Source organism: Proteus sp. FME41 (assembly GCF_014897315.1).
Taxonomy (GTDB): Bacteria; Pseudomonadota; Gammaproteobacteria; order Enterobacterales; family Enterobacteriaceae; genus Proteus.
In genome coordinates this window covers 40,419-60,752 of record NZ_JABUYL010000021.1, presented here as the reverse complement: position 1 = coordinate 60,752, position 20,334 = coordinate 40,419, and the positions used below count along the sequence as shown (strand labels likewise).

The window sequence follows — 20,334 nt, the reverse complement described above, 5'->3', positions numbered from 1 at the left end:
AAATGGTGGGTCGTGGGCGATTCGAACGCCCGACCAATTGATTAAAAGTCAACTGCTCTACCGACTGAGCTAACGACCCTTTTCGAGTGCGCCACATTCTCTGTGGCAACGGCGGGTAATAATACTGATTTAATGTTTTTGTGCAATGTTTTTTTTCAAAAAAACACTCAACAGCTTAAAAAACAATCATTTAACCCCGAAAATGTAACATTTTACATTACGGGGTTAATAATTAGAGTGCTCCTAGCTGCTTCTGCGCTAATTTAGCGCCCGCGCTATTTGGATATTGCTTAATCACTTGTTGATAAATAGCTTTAGCATTATCCTTCTGCCCTTTCTCTTGCATGATCAGACCAATTTTATAAAAGGCCTCACTTGCTTTTTGAGATTTTGGATAGTTCTTAACAACAATAGCAAAGGTGCTTGCAGCCTGATCCTTATTACCTTTTAAGTAATACATCTGACCCAACCAAAAATGTGCATTTGATTGATAGCTAGACTTTGGATAGTTATTGATAAAGTTGTTTAATTCAACAATTGCCTTATCGTAATCTTTTGAATTCAATACGATATCAATCGCTGCATTATAATCGGCCTTCTCATCACCTTGTCCTGTGTTAGTTGCGGCAGGCGGTGTTGTAGAAGCAGTATTATCAGGTTGAGCAGCTTCTGTTGATGGTGATGAAGCGCTACCACCAAGGCTATCTAACTGTTGATAGATATTGCGTTGGCGTTCAACAACTTGATTTAACTGATATTGGTTTTCCTGAATTTGACCACGTAACATATCAATATCACGCTGAGAATCAGCAAGTTGTTGCTGTAATTGGGTCAAAAGCTGGCTGTGAGCATTTGAAAAACGCTCAAGTTGGGCGAGTCGTTCATCGGTCGAACCAGAACCGATATTACTGATTGGCGCTTGGGCAATAGCGGCTACAGGAGCCGCTACGCCAACCAGTAACAACAGACTCATCAAGAAAGGTCTGAAGTTACTGTTGTTCATGCCGTTCTCTTAGTAAGCCAGTACTGCACGACGGTTTTTCGCATAAGCGGCTTCGTCATGACCCAGTACAGCTGGTTTTTCTTTACCGTAAGAAACGATTGACAGTTGATCAGCAGATACGCCTTTACCTTGTAGGTACATTTTCACAGCGTTTGCACGACGTTCGCCCAGAGCGATGTTGTATTCTGGAGTACCGCGTTCATCAGCATGACCTTCTACAGTAATACGTACTGATGGATTAGCACGCAGGAATCCAGCGTGTGCATCTAACAGGTTAGCGTAGTCTGAGCTAATGTCATATTTGTCGAAACCGAAGTAAACAATGTTATTTTGTTGCAGTTGTTCTAATTGCTGACGTGCTAATTCTTCAGCAGTAGGACCTTGTTCAACAACAGGTACAGTGTTTGTATCAGTTTGGTCATCGTTTTTGTTTGAGCTACATGCTGCAACAGCAACGAGTGGTAATGCTAACATCAACCCTTTAAATACTTTGTTTAATTGCATCTCTATTTGTTCCTTTATTTGTTTGCCATACATAATTCTTATGCATCACATAAACGGTGACCAGGCAGGTGATTTAACCTGACCATCAGTCGCCGGAAGACGCGCTTTGAAACGTCCATCAGTCGATACTAGCTGCAAAATGGTGCCTAAGCCTTGTGTAGAGCTATAAATAACCATTGTGCCGTTAGGCGCGATACTTGGCGTTTCATCCAGAAACGTATCTGTTAAATATTGTACGGAATTCGTTTCTAGATCCTGCTTAGCGATATGTTGCCTACCGCTTTCAGAACTCACCATAACTAAGAAACTGCCATCAGGGCTTACTGCTGGGTTTTGGTTTTGTTTACCTTCCCACGTAATACGTTCTGGCGTTCCACCGTTAATATTAACCTTGTAAATTTGCGGACGACCACCTTGATCTGAAGTATAGACTAAGGTCTGTCCATCAGGCAGCCAATTTGGCTCGGTATTGTTACTTCTGCCATTGGTTACCTGTGTCATATTTCCACTTGCTAAATCCATAACATACAGATTTAAGCTACCACTCTTAGAGAGTGCAAAAGCAAGTTTAGAGCCATCAGGTGAAAACGACGGCGCACCATTGTGTCGTGGAAATGATGCAATTTGGCGAATTTCACCAGACGCTAATGTTTGTACCACTAAAGCAGATTGACCACTTTCAAAAGTCACATAAGCCAGTTTAGCACCATCTGGTGACCATGCTGGTGACATTAATGGCTGAGATGAACGATAAACACGATCTTGGTTAAAGCCATCATAATCAGAAACGCGTAATTCGTAAGGATATGCGCCACCATTAGTCACAACAACATAAGCAATACGTGTACGGAATGCACCACGGATCCCTGTTAGTTTTTCAAAAACTTCATCACTGGCAGTATGTGCAGAATAGCGCAACCACTTCGATGGCACTTTAAACTCACTTTGAGATAAAACTGCACCAGGAGAGCCTGCAACATCAACTAACTGATAGCTTACTAAATATTGGCCATCAGCAGACGGTTGTACACGCCCCACAACAACAGAATCAATCCCTAATGCAGTCCAAAGTGCAGGTTGGACTTCAGAAGCCGTCACTGGCTGTTGAGGTATACGAGATACATCAATCGGATTAAATTTTCCGCTATTACGTAAATCAGCCGCAATCACACCAGCAATATCTTCTGGCATTTGACCCGTGCCTTCCCACTTAAAAGGAACAACACCGATAGGGCGTGCAGTATTCACCCCTTGTGTAATTTCAATTCGAACTTCAGCGTTAACTAGAGTAGTTACGCATAAAATTAAAAGTCCGAAAATAACATTTAATGCCTGCTTCATCATGTCTCCCTTTTATTATTGCGGTTATTACGCAATAACGCACAGAATAGTAACAAACGCTTTTCAACAACACCATACAACACATCAATAACATTCTAAAATAGCTATAAATTAGTGTATGTTTTCCTACTATCAGACAGTTTTATGGCTTAAACTCAATTGTCGATGATTTTACTTGTTCATAAACATCTTTTGGTGGCTTCGGTAATTTAGCAGTATTCGCTGCGCGTAATGCCACTTGGCATAATGCCGCATCACCACCTAAAATTTTCGCATTAACTAACATCCCATCAGGTGCAATACTAATTCTTAGTTCACAAGTTTTACCTTTGTATAACTCTGGATCAATGAACTTCTGTTCTATTGCAACTTTCAGCTGACCTTTATAGCGATCGACACCTTCACCATTTGCACCAGTGCGATTTCCACCACCTTGCCCTGCTGCAGAGGCACCACTTTGTTTATTACCATCAGCCATTAAGCCATCAAGTAAACTATCAACGGCTTTACTTTGCTGTTGAGAGGCCGCTTTTGCTTTAGCTTCTGCGGCTGCTTTAGCCTTAGCATCTGCAGCAGCCTTTGCTTTGGCATCAGCTTCTGCTTTGGCTTTTGCATCGGCTTCTGCTTTGGCTTTTGCATCGGCTTCTGCTTTGGCTTTTGCCTCTTCTGCTTTCTGTTTTGCTGCTAATTCTGCTTGTTTTTTTGCTTCTGCTTCAGCTTGCTTTTTAGCATCCGCTTGTTCTTTTAAGATGCGATCACGCTCTGCTTTCGCTTGTGCGGCCGCTTCTTCTGCTACTTTTTGTTCTTCTTTCGCTTTAGTGGCAGCTAACGCAGCTTCACGTTTTTGAGCCTCTGCTGCCTCTTTAGCTTGCAAACGTTCAACTTCTAACGTTTTCAAACGTTCTTGTTCTTTCACTTGCTGCTGACGCAACTCTTCTTCTTGTTGCTCTGCACGTTCTTTACGCACTTGCTCTGCTTTTTGGACGTTAGCCTGTTGCGCTTTTTGCTGGTTATATTGTTGTACCACAGCATTAGGATCGACCATAATAGCATCAATAACTTGCCCGCCTTCTCCGCCTCCGCCGCCTAAATCCCATTTCTGAGTTAATGAACCCCAGATAAGCAACGCGATAACGAGCAAATGCAAGACGGTAGACAAGATAACTGAACCGCTCAATTTACTTCGGATTGGTTTCGTCTTCTTTCCCACGCTATTATCCAAACTTATTTCAACCTATTACATAGGCTGAGTCATTAAACCTACAGATTTCACACCTGCTTGACGTAACATGTTGAGCGCTTTAATTATCTCATCATAAGGAACATCTCTAGCACCGCCAATAAGAAACACAACTTTCGGATTTTTTTCCAATTGTCGTCTAGCTTCAGCCATAATCTGTTCTTGAGGCAATAATTCTAATACTTCTTGGTCAACTCGAATATTATATTGCCCAACGCCTGCAACTTCGACAATCACCGGAGGATTATCATTCGTTGAAACAGTTTGTGTATCTGTTGCATCAGGAAGGTCAACTTCAACACTTTGCGAGATGATAGGCGCCGTAGCCATAAATATCAGCAAAAGCACTAACAATACGTCAAGCAAAGGAACAATGTTAATCTCTGATTTTATGCCTCGGCGGTTACTGCGACCTCGTGCCATCAGCTTTCTCCTTCTGCGTTAACTATTTCTTTTCTGCTGAGGCAAAAGCTTGGCGATGTAAAATCGTCAGGAACTCTTCCATAAAGTTATCGTAACTTTGTTCCAGTTTAGTTACACGTTGCGTAAACCGGTTATAAGCCATAACTGCGGGGATCGCCGCAAATAAACCGATAGCTGTTGCAATCAACGCTTCAGCAATGCCGGGTGCGACCATTTGTAATGTTGCTTGTTTCACACTACCTAACGCAATAAAAGCATGCATAATTCCCCATACGGTACCAAACAGACCAATATATGGGCTGATAGAACCAACAGTACCGAGGAAAGGAATATGTGTTTCTAAGGATTCTAATTCACGGTTAAAGGAAACACGCATAGCTCTTGATGCGCCGTTGACCACGGCATCAGGGGCATGAACGCTCGCTTGGTGCAAACGTGCAAATTCTTTAAAGCCTGAATGAAAAATTTGCTCTGAGCCAGATAACTCATCACGACGAGCTTGGCTATCTTTATATAAACGAGCCAAATCAGTACCTGACCAGAATTTATCTTCAAAATCTGCGGCTTCACGATCAGCGGCATTCAGAACTTTAGTTCGCTGAATAATAATCGCCCAAGATGCAATAGAAAATCCGATTAAAATCAACATGATCAATTTAACTAAAAGCCCAGCTTTTAGAAAGAGATCGAAAACATTCATGTCAGCCACTACTTAAACTCCGCGATAATGGACTTAGGAAGCGCTACTGGCTTCATTTTTAATGAATCTACGCAGACAACTAGCACTTCTGCGCTACACAATATAGAACCATCTTGATTAATAAGCTTTTGAGAAAATGTCATCGAAGCACCACGTAATGTAGTAATTTCACTTTCTACTTGCAAAAGATCATCAAGTCGAGCTGGCGCAATATATTCTATTGATAATTTACGTACAACAAATACAACATGATCATACTCCCGTAAATCATGCTGATGAAAACCTTTTTCTCTAAGTAGTTCAGTTCTAGCGCGTTCAAAATATTTTAGATAATTGGCGTGATAAACAACACCACCCGCATCAGTATCTTCATAATAAACACGAACAGGCCAAAGAAACTGCATAATACCTTCCTTACATTTCCCGAGTTAAGTCCATAAATAATTAAGCTATAGGTTACTTAACTATACTTAAGAGGTGGCTCTAAGGGAATCATAGTAACGTAAAGAATAGAAAACACAGTTTTCAGCCGCCAATCATAAACTCTTCTTTGCAACACGCAATATGCTTTATGCCCTGAATAGAAAAAATATTTTTATTAGGACAGCATAAAAATGCTTGCTAATTAGAAATTCATAGATTGTCTTATTTATTAGTATTATTTTTAATAATATAAAAAAACCAGCTTTAAACTGGTTTTTCATATAAATCAATTAATTATTTACTATTGGAGTCTCATGAAGATAGTACCACTGCCAACATTCATCCTGAGAATTGCGTCTCAATAACGCGACCGACTCCCGCATAAGAATTTTCTTATTTTCATGATGTGTTTCTCGATATCTGACAACCGCCAAACAATCTGACTCATAAACTATTTTATAATCATCTGTTTTTATTTTCAGACCACTTCTTTTCCCTGCATTTTGTCTGAACAACGCAATAACCTCATCATAAGTCACTGCTTTTCCACTAACACCGACCATTGAAAAATCCGTAGATAACAAGTTTTCTATCTTGGTTATTGCATCTATTGATAATGGAAATTGCGTAAAAATAGTTTCAATCTCATCATGCAAAGATTTAATGCTTTCGATAATTAAATCGGTATTAAGATTCATCTTGTATTTCCTGTGTAATAGTTTTCTTTTTCAACGTAAATAATAAGGTCAGAGGCAATACACCAATTAAAGCACATATTAAAAACGTCATGCTATAAGCTGTTTGTGGTAAACAAAAAAGAGAAAGAATATTGAATATCATGGCAACAAATGTTGCACCGACACTAAAAACAACTTGTCTATTAATATTCCAGATAACACTCGCTTGAACTAATTTTTGTGAACTAAAATCATACAATGCTGTTGTTTGTGCCGTGTTTGCACCTATTCCCCCACCAATTCCAATAACTAAATAAGCAACAATTAGCAGTAGAACATCTGTATTACTATTCACAAATGTTAATAAGGCAATGCCAATACTGTGCAATAATAAAGCAAAAATAAATAAACGTTTCATACCCACTTTATTATAAAGCGCACCGCTTATTGTCATTGAAATAAAGGCACCTAATGCATACAGCAGCATAAAAACACCTGTACCTTGAGCTGTGAATTTTAAATATTGTTGTAAATAGAAAATAGCGAGAATATTTACCCCAGTAAAAACACCAGGAATACAGTAATAAATAAAAATAGAGAGCGATAAGTTTCTATTTTTTAATAATGCCAAATTAATAACAGGCGATGCATGATGTCGATAATGATAATAATAAAGTACTGCAAAAAAGACCGATAATATCGCTATGATTAATGCAAGTAATGTTGAGTGATACTCACCATAAGCCGATAAAGCAAACAATCCAAAAACGATAATCAAGCTAATAAGAATAATGCCTTTAATATCAGGTATTGTATTTTCTTTAGGCAAAGGTTCTTTAACCCAGATAAAAGCGAGAAATGCCGTCAGTAAGGAAAATGGAATATTGCTATAAAATACCCAACGCCAAGAAACGACATCAACAATAAATCCGCCTAGTGTGGGGGATATTGCTGGCGCTATCAGGGCTATTGCCATAATCAATGTTGAAATTTTACTTCTTTCATGACCTTGAAAATATTGAAACGTCAACGCCTGCCCAATTGGAATTAATAACCCACCACTTACGCCTTGAACAAAACGCCAGAAAATAAGCTCACTAAAAGAGTGGGAAAATCCCACCAACGCCACAGACACACTAAACATTAACATTGATGCCACCATCAATGTCTTAATACCAAAACGTTGAGATAACCAGTGGCTTAATGGAATAATTAATGTTAATCCTAAAATATAGCTATTTGAAACCCACGTGACGGAAACGATAGAGATCTGCATATCATCAGCAATAGCAGGTAATGCAATAGCTGACATAAAAATATTAATACAATCTATAAAAAAGCCCAGCAGAAATATAGATGCAATTCGATAGCGGTAAGTCATAAAAATCCTCCGCACATAGAGTACGGAAGATTGACGAATTTCGTCTATCTGACAAAATAGAACTTATTGTTTAATCAGAGTAAACAATCATGCAGAATCAAATTGATCGAATTCGCTCTTTTATTGCGGTTGTTGATACCGGATCATTTACTCAAGCAGCGAAATATTTACGTTTAAGTAAATCGATGGTAAGTATTCATATCAAAGCGTTAGAAACAGAATTAAATGTCTCACTGCTCAATCGTAATACTCGTCGATTCTCACTGACTGAGACAGGCGAAATGCTTTATCAAGATTTTCGGCAGGTGCTCATTCAGTTAGAGCAAACATTAGATAAAGCACGGTTGGGACAACAAGAATTACAAGGTTCATTACGTTTAGGTTCAACGGCTGAATTTGGTGAACATTATATTTTGCCATTGCTTAATCAATTTATGCAATTACACCCAAAACTAAAAGTACAGTACGCCTTTAATTCTTCTATTGAGGACTTAATAAATCATAAACTTGATTTAGCGGTTCGTCTTGGCACATTAAAAGACAGTAATTATCGCTCTACAAAATTGGCAGATTATGAGATAAGTTTAGTTATCTCTCCTTATTTATTGCAGAAATTTTCAATAAAAACGGTTGATGATTTAAGTATTATTCCCTATTTAGCCAACAGTAATTTACGTCAAAGTAAGCTTTCAACATCGTCGCAATTCAATGCCCTTCTCTCACAATTAGCTCAAGAGGCTTATTTTGAAACGAATACCATTGCTGCTTTAAAAAAAATGGTACTCGCGCATTCTGGAATGGCTATTTTGCCACATTGGTATATTCATCAAGAGTTATTAGATAAACAATTAGTGGTGCTGTTTCCTGAACTTTCATTTTTAACACAATCCGTTAATATTATTTTTCCTTATGGTGAACATATTCCAAGGAAAACACGCTTATTTATTGATTACTTAAAAGAAAATATTCAGTTATAGAAACAAGAGAATATGTTGTTTTAGGAAGAGTATTAGAAAATAAAATACCTTATTTCTTTTTCATTACATGAGCAGAAATAAGGTATTTTTTTAGAAGAAGAAATAACTTAACCCAACAACTAGAATAATAATTGCAGGGATTGGATGTAATAAACATTTTGCAACAACATGTTTAGGGCGAAACGCTAAGCCAAAAGTAGCCCCCGCACACACTGACCAAATCAGTAATATGCCTTGCCAAATTGCAAGTGAACTTGTGTTCGCTGCAAAACGGCTAGGGTCCCACATAATACAAAATGCCATCACCAACGCCATGATTAAAACAAGAGCCCGTATAGGGCCCTTGTCGAGTAGTTGGTAACTTTTATCCAACATTATTCTTCACTTTCTGAAGTTTTTTTAGCTTCAGCGTGCTCGTAAGCCAGTCCTGCGATCACCGCAATACTACAAGCGAAGAGTGTGCCGAGAAGCCATGCAAAATACCACATTCTCTATGCTCCTTAGTAAAGAGTATGATTATTGCCTTCGATAAATTTCTTATCAAGGCGACCATGCATTTTCCAGTAACACCAAATGGTGTACAGCAGAACCAGTGGTACGAAAATCAATGCAACAACAGTCATGACTTGCAGAGTAAACAAGCTAGAAGTTGCATCCCACATTGTTAAGCTTACATCTGGGAAAGTACTTGAAGGCATTACAAATGGGAACATTGTTACACCACAAGTTAGGATAACAGCAGCAATAGTCAGTGAAGTGAACAGGAATGCCCAACCTCCTTTATTTGCTTTAGTCGCTACAATCGCCAGTAAAGGTGCAATCAGACCTAATGCAGGCAGAGCCCATAATACTGGGTATTTATTGTAGTTAGTCATCCAAGCGCCAGCTTCATGAGAAACTGTTTTCAGTAGCGGAGATGATGGACCTGCTGTATCAATAGCACTTGTAACAATAAAGCCATCAATACCATAGATTAACCATACACCCGCTAATGCGAACGCAATGAAAGTAATTAATGAGGTAATGTAAGTTGCCTTACGAGTACGCTCATGTAATTCACCGCTAGTACGCATCTGAAGATAACTTGCACCATGTGCAACAATCATCATCAGGCTAATGACACCCGCTAATAAACCGTATGGGTTTAATAGACCTAATAGATTGATGATGCCGTTAGTTGTTCCGTTATAAGAAACACGTTGCATGCTATCGACTTCTAATGGAACACCTTGTAACAGGTTACCAAAAGCAACACCGATAACTAATGGTGGAACGAAGCTACCAATAAAGATGCCCCAATCCCACATACCACGCCATTTTGGCGACTCCAGTTTAGAACGGTAGTCAAAACCGACTGGACGGAAGAATAATGCCGCCAGTACAAGGATCATACCGAAGTAAAAACCTGAGAATGCCGCGGCATAAACCATTGGCCATGCAGCAAAGAGTGCACCACCCGCTGTGATTAACCAAACTTGGTTACCATCCCAGTGAGGTGCAATAGAGTTAATTAAAATACGGCGTTCTGTGTCATCTTTTGCGATAACTCGCAATAACACACCCACACCCATATCAAAACCGTCAGTGACCGCGAAGCCAATCAGTAAGATACCAATCAGTAGCCACCAAACAAACCGCAATACTTCATAATCAAACATAGTGGACTCCTGTGTTACTTACTTTGTGCAGAAGAAGCATTCTTCTGTTCAAAGTGATAGCGACCCGTCTTCAGGCTACTCGGCCCAAGGCGACCAAATTTGAACATCAGGAACATTTCGGCAACTAAGAACAGAGTATATAGACCACAGATAAGACCCATAGATACCAGAATATCAGCCTGTGTCAGTGATGATGTTGCTACAGCCGTAGGCAGGATTTCACCAATTGCCCATGGTTGACGTCCATATTCCGCAACAAACCAACCTGCTTCAATCGCAATCCAAGGTAATGGAATACCCAGTAACGCAGCACGCAGTAACCATCTATAGTTACCAATGCGGTTTGATAGAACGGTCCAGAAGGAGACAGCAATAATCAGTAACATTAAGAAGCCAACGGCAACCATGATACGGAATGACCAGAATAGAGGTGCAACATTAGGAATGGTGTCTTTTGCAGCAAGTTTAATTTGCGCTTCTGTTGCATCAACCACATTTTCAGTATAACGCTTCAGTAATAAGCCATAGCCTAAATCTTGTTTAGCTTCATTAAACGCCGCACGGACAGCAGGATCAGTATTACCTGAACGCAGTTCACTTAATAATTCGTAAGCTTTCATACCATTACGAATACGAACTTCATGCTGGCTCATCAGATCATTAAGACCTAATACAGGCGTATCGAAAGAACGCGTTGCAATAATCCCCATGACATAAGGGATTTGTAATGCAAACGAGTTTTCCATTTTTTCTTGATTAGGGAATGCAATTAGATTAAATGCAGCAGGCGCTGCTTCTGTATGCCATTCACCTTCAATTGCAGCCAGTTTGGTTTTCTGTACGTCACCCATTTCATAACCAGATTCATCACCCAGTACGATAACAGATAAGACAGCAGCGATACCAAAAGTAGCAGCAACGGCAAAAGAACGTTTTGCAAAACCGATATCACGGCCTTTGAGCAGGTAGTAAGAGCTGATACCCAGAACAAAGAATGCACCAGTACAGTAACCAGCAGCGACGGTGTGAACAAATTTAACTTGAGCGACAGGGTTTAAAACCAGATCAGCAAAACTCAACATTTCCATTCGCATGGTTTCAAAGTTGAAGTCTGCAGCGACAGGGTTTTGCATCCAACCATTCGCAACAAGGATCCACAGTGCAGAGAAGTTAGAACCGAAAGCAACTAACCAAGTTACCATCAAGTGCTGCTTCTTACCCAAGCGATCCCAGCCAAAGAAGAACAATCCGACGAAAGTTGATTCTAAGAAGAACGCCATCAGACCTTCGATTGCTAAAGGCGCACCGAAGATATCACCGACGTAATGAGAGAAATATGACCAGTTAGTACCAAATTGGAACTCCATGGTCAACCCAGTTGCGACACCCAGAGCAAAGTTAATACCAAATAACTTACCCCAGAACTTTGTCATATCTTTGTAAACTTGTTTACCTGACAGAACATATATCGTTTCCATGATTGCCAGCATAAACGCCATACCTAACGTTAACGGGACAAACAGGAAGTGATACATCGCTGTTAAGGCAAACTGTAACCGTGACAGTTCGACAATATCAAACATCTTGACTCCTTGCTCCTAGCAGGAAGACACCGACTTGCGGCAACCCGACTTTATTAAATTATAAAGCCTCATAACTACCAACAATAAATGCCTCTAAAAACAACAACGAATATTAAAGACCAAAAACACAATACCTTACAAATAGTACGCTTATATTTACATATAATAAATATATTTTGCGTGACCCAGATTTGAATTCTGAGTTTAGGTCAACAATACGACTTTTAGGTTTGTAATAGCATATTTGATCGCGTGCCAATTTAATCATATTCAGAAATTTTTGCCACAATTAATAACTTGACCCACATCAAAAAAACACTTTAATGTTAACTAGTTGCGAATAAATTACTCAATAGTTACCATTGTGTTAATGCAATGTTGTTTTTATTTTTAAGTGTAATTTATCTCCTTATATTTTCCATAATAAAATTAACTTTTTATTTTCATAACAGACCTAAAAATAAATACATTTAGCTGTATTTTATTAATCTTAATATCAAAATCATTTTTTTGCAGTTAAAAATAATAATGTTTAAAAAAAACAACCTATTAATTAATAAGTTGAACTTTACAAAATATAAATATATAAGGATTAACCTTAATTAAGACATCTAATACATTTTTAAATAAAGTCCAATATTGACTATCAATTTCTAATATTAGCAATATTCCACTTTATTTTTTATACTCTATATATGAAGTAGGTCAGATTTTTATTTCACTTAAAAAGAACATGTAAAAAACACCAAAAAAGATTATTTTTATATTAAAATCAAATAGATACCAAAAAACAAGTTGATATTTATTGTAAATTACTAAAAATTTTCACAATCCATTATTATTAAATACCATCACTTATAACGATACCATTTTAGTTTACTTACCCATTGTTTCCTGACATCACCTGTAGATATAAAAGAGCAAAATTTTGACATTAGTGTCATTTTTAACACATGGACTATAATAAGTACGTGTTTTTCTTTACCTATCTGTTTATCTATCGGCTTTGCAACACCTCCATTCACATGTTTGAAAACATGTTAAAAGTCAAATGAAGGTGTATTAATCGCAATATTAACTGCAGATAGGGATACTTAAGTGAAACCAAGAATAAAAAATGCCAGTTTCTTTTTTTTAGAAACTGGCATTGAAGATAGTATCAATCTAAAATTATTAACAGAATTGTTACTTACTTGATCAGTGATTTAATTGCTTCACCAATATCGGCTAAACTGCGGACAGTTTTAACGCCAGCGGCTTCAAGTGCAGCGAATTTCTCATCTGCTGTACCTTTCCCCCCTGCAATAATGGCGCCCGCATGCCCCATACGCTTGCCTTTAGGTGCTGTCACACCAGCAATGTAACCGACAACCGGTTTAGACACATGATCTTTAATATAAGCCGCTGCTTCTTCTTCCGCTGTGCCACCAATTTCACCGATCATCACAATCGCTTCCGTTTGTGGATCTTCTTGGAATAGCTTCAGAATATCAATAAAGTTAGAACCCGGAATTGGGTCACCGCCAATACCAACACACGTTGATTGACCTAAACCAACATCCGTTGTCTGTTTAACCGCTTCATAAGTTAATGTACCTGAACGAGATACAATACCAACTTTACCCGGTAAATGAATGTGACCAGGCATAATACCAATCTTACATTCACCCGGTGTGATAACTCCTGGGCAGTTAGGGCCAATCATGCGCACGCCCGCTTCATCTAATTTTACTTTTACTGTTAGCATATCCAAAGTAGGAATACCTTCTGTAATAGTAATGATGAGTTTGATACCTGCATCAATCGCTTCTAAGATTGAATCTTTGCAAAATGGTGCTGGCACATAAATAACTGTTGCAGTTGCACCTGTTGCCTCAACCGCTTCACGAACGGTATTAAATACGGGAAGTCCTAAATGTGTTGTACCACCTTTACCTGGCGTAACACCACCAACCATTTGTGTACCATAAGCAATTGCTTGCTCAGAGTGGAATGTTCCTTGGCTACCTGTAAATCCTTGGCAAATTACTTTGGTGTTTTTATCGATTAAAATAGACATTATTTTGCCTCCGCTGCTGCAACAACTTGTTTCGCGGCATCCGTTAGGCTTTTAGCTGCGATAATATTTAATCCACTATCCGCTAATTTTTTAGTGCCTAACTCTGCATTGTTTCCTTCAAGACGAACAACCACAGGAACATTTACGCCGACTTCTTCAACTGCGCCAATAATACCGTCTGCGATTAAGTCACAACGAACAATACCGCCGAAAATGTTGACTAATACAGCACTGACATTTTCATCTGACAAAATAATCTTAAATGCTTCAGTTACGCGTTCTTTTGTTGCGCCCCCCCCCACATCGAGGAAGTTTGCAGGCTCGCCACCGTGAAGCTTAACAATATCCATGGTACCCATTGCTAAACCTGCACCATTGACCATACAGCCAATGTTGCCATCTAATGCAACGTAGTTCAGTTCCCACTGTGCTGCTTGCGCTTCACGTGGATCTTCTTGCGATGGATCATGCAGTTCGCGCATTTCAGGTTGACGATATAATGCATTGCTATCTACGCCTAATTTGCCATCAAGACAAATCAGGTCATCTTCTTTCGTGATAACCAGAGGGTTAATTTCAATTAGCGCAAGGTCACGCTCTAAGAAAATCGTAGCTAATCCCATAAAGATCTTAGCAAATTGGCTGACTTGCTTGCCTTTTAAACCTAGTTTAAAAGCAAGTTCTCTTCCCTGATAAGGCATAGGGCCTGTCAGTGGATCAATAATTGCGCGATGAATAAGTTCTGGCGTTTCTTCCGCCACTTTTTCAATTTCTACGCCGCCTTCAGTTGAAGCCATAAAGACAACGCGACGGGTACCACGGTCAATAACGGCACCAAGATAAAGCTCTTTAGCGATATCGGTTGCGGCTTCGACCAAAATCTGAGTAACTGGCTGACCATTCGCGTCTGTTTGATAAGTCACTAAACGTTTGCCTAACCATTGTTCAGCAAATGCGCGGATCTCTTCTTTAGATTTAACGACTTTTACGCCGCCCGCTTTACCACGTCCACCCGCGTGAACCTGACATTTCACGACCCAAGGGCCTTGACCGATTTTTGATGCAGCTTCTTCTGCCTCGCGCGGCGTGGAGCAGGCGAAACCAGCAGGTGCTGGTAATCCATACCGTGTGAAAAGCTGTTTTGCCTGATACTCGTGTAAATTCATGATGTTCTATCCATAATCTTGTTGAAAGTCGGGCTTTCTTATTTTTTTGACTATAAGCCAGAAAAATCTGACTTCACGAACACACTGTACTTCTTTGATCCTTGTGTTTGTTGCTAAGTAGGCAGGAGGAGCATCTCCTGCCTAAAGCAATATTTATTACCTATACATCCAGTAATAAACGAGCTGGATCTTCTAGCATCTCTTTGACGGTCACTAAGAAACCGACAGACTCACGACCATCAATTAAACGGTGGTCATAAGATAAGGCCAAATACATCATTGGTAAAATAACAACCTGACCATCTACTGCCATTGGGCGATCTTTAATAGCATGCATCCCTAAAATGGCACTTTGTGGTGGATTGATAATCGGTGTTGACATTAATGAACCGAAAACACCGCCATTTGTGATAGTAAAGTTGCCACCGGTTAAGTCTTCAACGGTTAACTTACCATCACGGCCTTTTACTGCTAATGCTTTGATGTTTTTCTCAATATCCGCCATGCTCATTGCATCTGCATCACGTAATACAGGTGTTACCAGACCACGAGGTGTTGATACCGCAATACTAATATCAAAGTAGTTGTGATAAACCACATCAGTGCCATCAATAGACGCATTCACTTCAGGATAGCGTTTCAGTGCTTCAACAACCGCTTTAATATAGAAAGACATAAAGCCTAAACGAACACCGTGGCGTTTTTCGAATACTTCACCATATTGCGCACGTAAATCTTTGATTGGTTGCATGTTGATTTCATTAAATGTTGTCAACATTGCCGTGGTGTTTTTCGCTTCTAATAAACGTTCAGCAACACGTTTACGCAAACGTGTCATTGGAACACGTTTTTCACTACGGTGAGATAACAGTGCTTGAGGGACTTCGGCTGCAGGTTTTGCAACCGATTTATTGGCAACATGACCTTCAATATCTTGACGTGTTAAACGTCCACCCACACCGCTGCCTTTTACATCAGCAGGATTGACATCATGTTCAGCGACTAAACGACGCGCTGTTGGGCTTAATGCATCGTTATTGCCTTTCTCAGCAATATCAGCACTTTGTCGTTGTGCTGGAGTGCTATCTTGAACAGGTTTAACATCGGCAGGAATACCCGTACTGTCACCAAGACGAATTCGACCCAATAATTGGCGTGAACCAACGGTTGCACCTTCATCCTCAAGAATACTTTCTAATACACCCGCTTCACTTGCAGGGACTTCTAAAACCACTTTGTCTGTTTCGATTTCAACCAGCACTTCATCGCGTTGAATGCTATCACCAGGTTTTTTATGCCAAGTTGCGACCGACGCGTCAGCAACTGATTCAGGGAGATCCGGTACTAGAATGTCTACACTACTCATTTTCTATCCTTATTTATTCAACTTTCAGTGCGTCTTCAACCAGAGCTTTTTGTTGCTCCTGATGAACAGAGGTATAACCAACTGCTGGAGAGGCTGATGCAGGACGTCCTGCATAACGTAATGCGGCACCTGTTGGAATAGCATCACGGAAATTATGCTGGCTACAGTACCAAGCACCTTGATTTAGAGGCTCTTCTTGACACCAAATGAAATCTTTTACATGAGCATAAGGTGCAAGAATTTGCGCAAGATCTTCGTGTGGGAACGGATACAGTTGTTCAATACGAATAATGGCAACGTTGTTTTGCTTATTCGCACGACGTTGTTCTAATAAATCGTAATAAACCTTACCTGAACACATCACAACACGTTTTACATCAGCAGGTTTTAAATCATCAATCTCACTAATGGCAGGTAAGAACTTACCATTGGCTAATTCATCCAATTCAGAAACAGCCAATGGATGGCGTAACAGTGATTTTGGTGACATAACAATAAGTGGGCGACGCATACCACGTAATGCTTGACGGCGTAACATATGGTAAACCTGAGCCGGAGTTGATGGTACACAGACTTGCATATTTTGTTCTGCACACAGTTGTAAATAACGTTCTAAACGTGCAGAGGAGTGCTCTGGGCCTTGGCCTTCATAGCCGTGTGGTAACAGCATGACTAAACCACACATACGACCCCATTTTTGCTCACCCGAGCTAATAAATTGGTCGATAACAACCTGTGCAACGTTAGCAAAGTCACCAAATTGTGCTTCCCAAATAGTCAAGTCACGAGGTTCTGTTGTTGCATAACCATATTCAAATGCAAGAACGGCTTCTTCTGTTAATACAGAATCCCAAACATTAAATTGGCCTTGAGCATTATGAATATTCGCTAATGGCACATATACAGAACCGTTAGTTTGGTTATGAATAACAGCATGGCGATGGAAGAATGTACCACGACCAGCATCTTCACCAGAAAGACGAATGGTAATACCTTGGTCAACTAAAGTGGCATACGCTAATGTTTCTGCCGCTCCCCAGTCGAGTAACTTCTCACCTTCCGCCATAACAGCGCGGTCAGCGTAAATTTTTTCAACTCGAGATTGCATCGTAATTTCTGAAGGGACAGTACTCACACGACGCGCTAAATCTTGTAAGCGTGTTTTTTCGACTTTGTGTGGGTATTCTTCATTCCATTCATGATTTAAGTATGGTTCCCATGTGTAAGAATTCAGCCCCATTGGACGATATTCTTCAACAACACAATCTCCACGATCGAGTGCATCACGGTAAAGATTAACCAGCTCAGTAACATCATTAGCATCAAGCAGTGATTGCTCAACCAGTTTATCTGCGTAAATTTTACGTGGCGTTGGATGTTTCTTAATTTTTTGATACATCAAAGGCTGAGTTGCATTTGGCTCATCTGCTTCATTGTGACCATGACGGCGGTAACACACTAAATCAATCATCACATCACGTTTAAAGGTATTACGGAAATCCAACGCTAAGCGAGTAACAAATGCAACGGCTTCAGGATCGTCTGCATTAACGTGAAAAATAGGGGCCTGTACCATCTTCACAATATCAGTACAGTATTGTGTTGAACGGGCATCTTTTGGATTTGATGTGGTGAAACCGACTTGGTTATTGATAACAATACGAACCGTACCCCCTACTTCGTAACCACGTGCTTGCGACATATTCAAGGTTTCTTGAACAACACCTTGACCCGTTACCGCAGCATCACCATGAATCGTGATAGGAAGAACCATATTACTACGTGCTTCATCTAAACGATCACGACGTGCACGTACTGAACCAATAACAACAGGGCTGACAATTTCTAGATGTGAGGGGTTAAACGCTAAAGCAAGGTGGACTTGAGCCCCTTCTGTTGCAAAGTCGGATGAAAAACCTTGGTGATATTTAACGTCACCTGTTCCCAAATGCTCTTTATGAATGCCAGCGAACTCATCAAATAAATCAGCCGGTTTTTTACCGAGAATATTAACTAGAACGTTTAAACGCCCACGGTGCGCCATACCAAGAACCACTTCACGAGTGTCTTGTTTACCTGCATGACGAATTAAATCTTTTAACATTGGAACTAACGCATCACCACCTTCTAAAGAGAAGCGTTTTGCACCAGGGAATTTTGCGCCTAAATAGCGCTCTAAACCTTCAGCTGCCGTTAGCTCTGTCAGGAAGCGTAACTTTTCTTCTTTCGTAAATTGGTCTGCAACATTCACTGATTCTAAACGTTGTTGGATCCAACGTTTTTCTTCAGTGTTAGTGATATGCATATATTCAGCACCAATTGAACCGCAATAAATACGTTTCAGGGCTTCATATAAATCACCTAATTTCATGGTTTCTTTGCCGATAGCAAAAGAACCGACATTGAAAGTTTCTTCAAAGTCTTCTTTCGTTAGATTATGAAAAGCAGGATCTAAGTCAGGAACAGATTCTTGTTTCCATAAACCAAGTGGGTCGAGATTAGCATTTTGATGGCCACGAAAACGAAAGGCATTGATGAGCTGCAAAACTTTAACTTGTTTTGAGTCCGTCGCCGGATCGCTTACCGAGGTATGATATCGAGTGGATTCTTTTGCGAGGCGTCTGAAGTAGTCGCGGGTCTGAGAATGCGACTGTTCTACGCCTTGACTTGCGGGGAGTTGTTGAAAAATCTCTCTCCAACTTTCGTCAACAGAGTTTGGGTCAGTTAGGTAATCTTCATAGATATCTTCTATGTAAGACTGATTCTCTCCTGCTAGAAAGGTTGATTCTAGCCAGTCCTTCATTGCGCCGTTCTGCATTATGATCCCTTAAGCTATACAGCTTTAGTTCGCCGTGGATAACTAATACCGTGATTAAACGGTGTCGATTGCAAGGTTCTCTTATGACCCGCTATCTCGCAGGTTCTTTAAATATGGAGCTTTAGCTCTCAAGGTACCTTTAAGTACTGTCTAACAGTGTTTAAAGGTGCCTTACTATTTGTATCTCTCTATTTTAATAGCGTGATACAAACACACTGATTATCGCAAACGCCTAACTTAGTTTTTCCATTAACCGCCCTAACTATTTTAGGGCGGTTATTATTTTATGCACTACGTTTTAATAACATCGACTTAATATGACCAATCGCTTTTGTTGGGTTGAGTCCTTTAGGGCATACGCTGACACAGTTCATAATGCCATGGCAACGGAACACACTAAACGCATCGTTAAGATCATCAAGACGAGATTCTGTTTCTGTATCACGGCTATCAATCAAGAAACGATAAGCAGCTAACAACCCTGCTGGCCCAATAAATTTATCTGGATTCCACCAGAATGACGGGCAAGAGGTTGAACAACAAGCACAAAGGATACAATCATAAAGTCCATCAAGCTTTTCACGTTGTTCTGGTGATTGTAAGTTCTCACGAGCAGGAGGATTTTTGTCGTTATTAATTAAATACGGACGAATTTTCTCATACTGCGTATAGAACTGGGTCATATCCACTATTAAATCACGGATCACAGGTAAACCGGGTAACGGTCTGATCACAATTTTCTTACTTCCTTTCTGTAAAGATGAAATAGGTGTGATACAAGCCAAACCATTTTTACCATTCATGTTCACGCCATCAGAGCCGCAAACACCTTCACGACAAGAACGACGGAACGATAAAGTAGGATCTTTTTCCTTTAATTGAATTAATGCATCCAATAGCATCATGTCACGCCCTTCAGGAACTTCTAGGGTGTAATCTTGCATATGCGGCGCATTATCAACGTCGGGATTGTAACGATAAATCGAAAATTCAAGTTTCATATTTGAGTCTCCGC

General features: G+C 39.9%; 19 protein-coding genes and 1 tRNA gene. 1 reads left to right on the top strand and 19 read right to left on the bottom strand.

All coding sequences use genetic code 11. From position 1 onward, the window contains the following. Positions 1-3: 3 nt before the first annotated feature. The 10 genes from INT04_RS16230 to INT04_RS16185 form a co-directional block, all read right to left on the bottom strand. Positions 4-79: transfer RNA gene (locus INT04_RS16230), tRNA-Lys, on the bottom strand. A gap of 153 nt (positions 80-232) precedes the next feature. Continuing rightward, complete coding sequence (gene cpoB / locus INT04_RS16225) at positions 233-1,003, bottom strand: cell division protein CpoB (RefSeq protein ID WP_193017148.1); 771 nt, start codon at positions 1,001-1,003, stop codon at positions 233-235. A 9-nt stretch (positions 1,004-1,012) separates the two neighbouring features. After that, entirely contained in the window at positions 1,013-1,507 is a 495-nt protein-coding gene (pal, locus tag INT04_RS16220) for a peptidoglycan-associated lipoprotein Pal (RefSeq protein WP_193017147.1), read from the bottom strand. Positions 1,508-1,552: 45 nt separating this feature from the next. Continuing rightward, the gene (gene tolB / locus INT04_RS16215) at positions 1,553-2,848 is read right to left on the bottom strand and encodes a Tol-Pal system beta propeller repeat protein TolB (RefSeq protein ID WP_193017146.1); all 1,296 of its coding nucleotides are present in this window, start codon (positions 2,846-2,848) and stop codon (positions 1,553-1,555) included. A gap of 142 nt (positions 2,849-2,990) precedes the next feature. Continuing rightward, positions 2,991-4,058: a cell envelope integrity protein TolA gene (gene tolA, locus INT04_RS16210; RefSeq protein ID WP_193017145.1), complete on the bottom strand. Its 1,068-nt coding sequence runs from the start codon at positions 4,056-4,058 to the stop codon at positions 2,991-2,993. A gap of 27 nt (positions 4,059-4,085) precedes the next feature. Then, positions 4,086-4,511: a colicin uptake protein TolR gene (tolR, locus tag INT04_RS16205; RefSeq protein WP_193017144.1), complete on the bottom strand. Its 426-nt coding sequence runs from the start codon at positions 4,509-4,511 to the stop codon at positions 4,086-4,088. 22 nt (positions 4,512-4,533) lie between these two features. Continuing rightward, entirely contained in the window at positions 4,534-5,220 is a 687-nt protein-coding gene (gene tolQ, locus INT04_RS16200) for a Tol-Pal system protein TolQ (protein ID WP_193017143.1), read from the bottom strand. Then, positions 5,220-5,615 carry a tol-pal system-associated acyl-CoA thioesterase gene (gene ybgC / locus INT04_RS16195; RefSeq protein ID WP_193017142.1) on the bottom strand — a complete coding sequence of 132 codons (396 nt, stop codon included), beginning with the start codon at positions 5,613-5,615 and terminating at the stop codon, positions 5,220-5,222. Before ybgC ends, tolQ begins: the two co-directional genes overlap by 1 nt. A 309-nt stretch (positions 5,616-5,924) precedes the next feature. Continuing rightward, a complete protein-coding gene (locus INT04_RS16190; RefSeq protein ID WP_193017141.1) occupies positions 5,925-6,332 on the bottom strand; it encodes a DUF4440 domain-containing protein in 408 nt (135 codons plus the stop codon). After that, positions 6,322-7,692: an MFS transporter gene (locus INT04_RS16185; RefSeq protein ID WP_193017140.1), complete on the bottom strand. Its 1,371-nt coding sequence runs from the start codon at positions 7,690-7,692 to the stop codon at positions 6,322-6,324. The genes INT04_RS16190 and INT04_RS16185 overlap by 11 nt, the downstream gene beginning before the upstream one ends. An 89-nt stretch (positions 7,693-7,781) precedes the next feature. On the opposite strand from INT04_RS16185, the gene INT04_RS16180 reads away from it, so the two are divergent. Continuing rightward, the gene (locus INT04_RS16180) at positions 7,782-8,669 is read left to right on the top strand and encodes a LysR family transcriptional regulator (RefSeq protein ID WP_193017139.1); all 888 of its coding nucleotides are present in this window, start codon (positions 7,782-7,784) and stop codon (positions 8,667-8,669) included. A 90-nt stretch (positions 8,670-8,759) separates the two neighbouring features. On the opposite strand, the gene ybgE is transcribed toward INT04_RS16180, so the two are convergent. The 9 genes from ybgE to INT04_RS16135 form a co-directional block, all read right to left on the bottom strand. Then, positions 8,760-9,044, bottom strand: coding sequence for a cyd operon protein YbgE (gene ybgE, locus INT04_RS16175; RefSeq protein ID WP_193017138.1), 285 nt, complete (start codon positions 9,042-9,044; stop codon positions 8,760-8,762). Further along, positions 9,044-9,157, bottom strand: coding sequence for a cytochrome bd-I oxidase subunit CydX (gene cydX, locus INT04_RS16170; RefSeq protein ID WP_004244425.1), 114 nt, complete (start codon positions 9,155-9,157; stop codon positions 9,044-9,046). The genes ybgE and cydX overlap by 1 nt, the downstream gene beginning before the upstream one ends. Positions 9,158-9,169: 12 nt before the next feature. Then, positions 9,170-10,327 (bottom strand): cytochrome d ubiquinol oxidase subunit II, encoded by a 1,158-nt coding sequence (gene cydB / locus INT04_RS16165; protein WP_193017137.1) that lies wholly within the window; start codon positions 10,325-10,327, stop codon positions 9,170-9,172. Positions 10,328-10,341: 14 nt separating this feature from the next. Then, a complete protein-coding gene (gene cydA, locus INT04_RS16160) occupies positions 10,342-11,910 on the bottom strand; it encodes a cytochrome ubiquinol oxidase subunit I (RefSeq protein ID WP_193017136.1) in 1,569 nt (522 codons plus the stop codon). A 1,189-nt stretch (positions 11,911-13,099) separates the two neighbouring features. Then, positions 13,100-13,969 (bottom strand): succinate--CoA ligase subunit alpha, encoded by an 870-nt coding sequence (gene sucD, locus INT04_RS16155; RefSeq protein ID WP_193017135.1) that lies wholly within the window; start codon positions 13,967-13,969, stop codon positions 13,100-13,102. Beyond that, positions 13,969-15,135, bottom strand: a complete 1,167-nt coding sequence (sucC, locus tag INT04_RS16150; RefSeq protein ID WP_072070203.1) for an ADP-forming succinate--CoA ligase subunit beta — start codon at positions 15,133-15,135, stop codon at positions 13,969-13,971. Before sucC ends, sucD begins: the two co-directional genes overlap by 1 nt. Before the next feature lie 160 nt (positions 15,136-15,295). Next, the gene (gene odhB, locus INT04_RS16145; protein WP_193017134.1) at positions 15,296-16,501 is read right to left on the bottom strand and encodes a 2-oxoglutarate dehydrogenase complex dihydrolipoyllysine-residue succinyltransferase; all 1,206 of its coding nucleotides are present in this window, start codon (positions 16,499-16,501) and stop codon (positions 15,296-15,298) included. A gap of 13 nt (positions 16,502-16,514) precedes the next feature. Beyond that, positions 16,515-19,319, bottom strand: coding sequence for a 2-oxoglutarate dehydrogenase E1 component (gene sucA, locus INT04_RS16140; RefSeq protein ID WP_193017133.1), 2,805 nt, complete (start codon positions 19,317-19,319; stop codon positions 16,515-16,517). Positions 19,320-19,603: 284 nt separating this feature from the next. Further along, entirely contained in the window at positions 19,604-20,320 is a 717-nt protein-coding gene (locus INT04_RS16135) for a succinate dehydrogenase iron-sulfur subunit (protein ID WP_193017132.1), read from the bottom strand. Between the last annotated feature and the right edge of the window lie 14 nt (positions 20,321-20,334).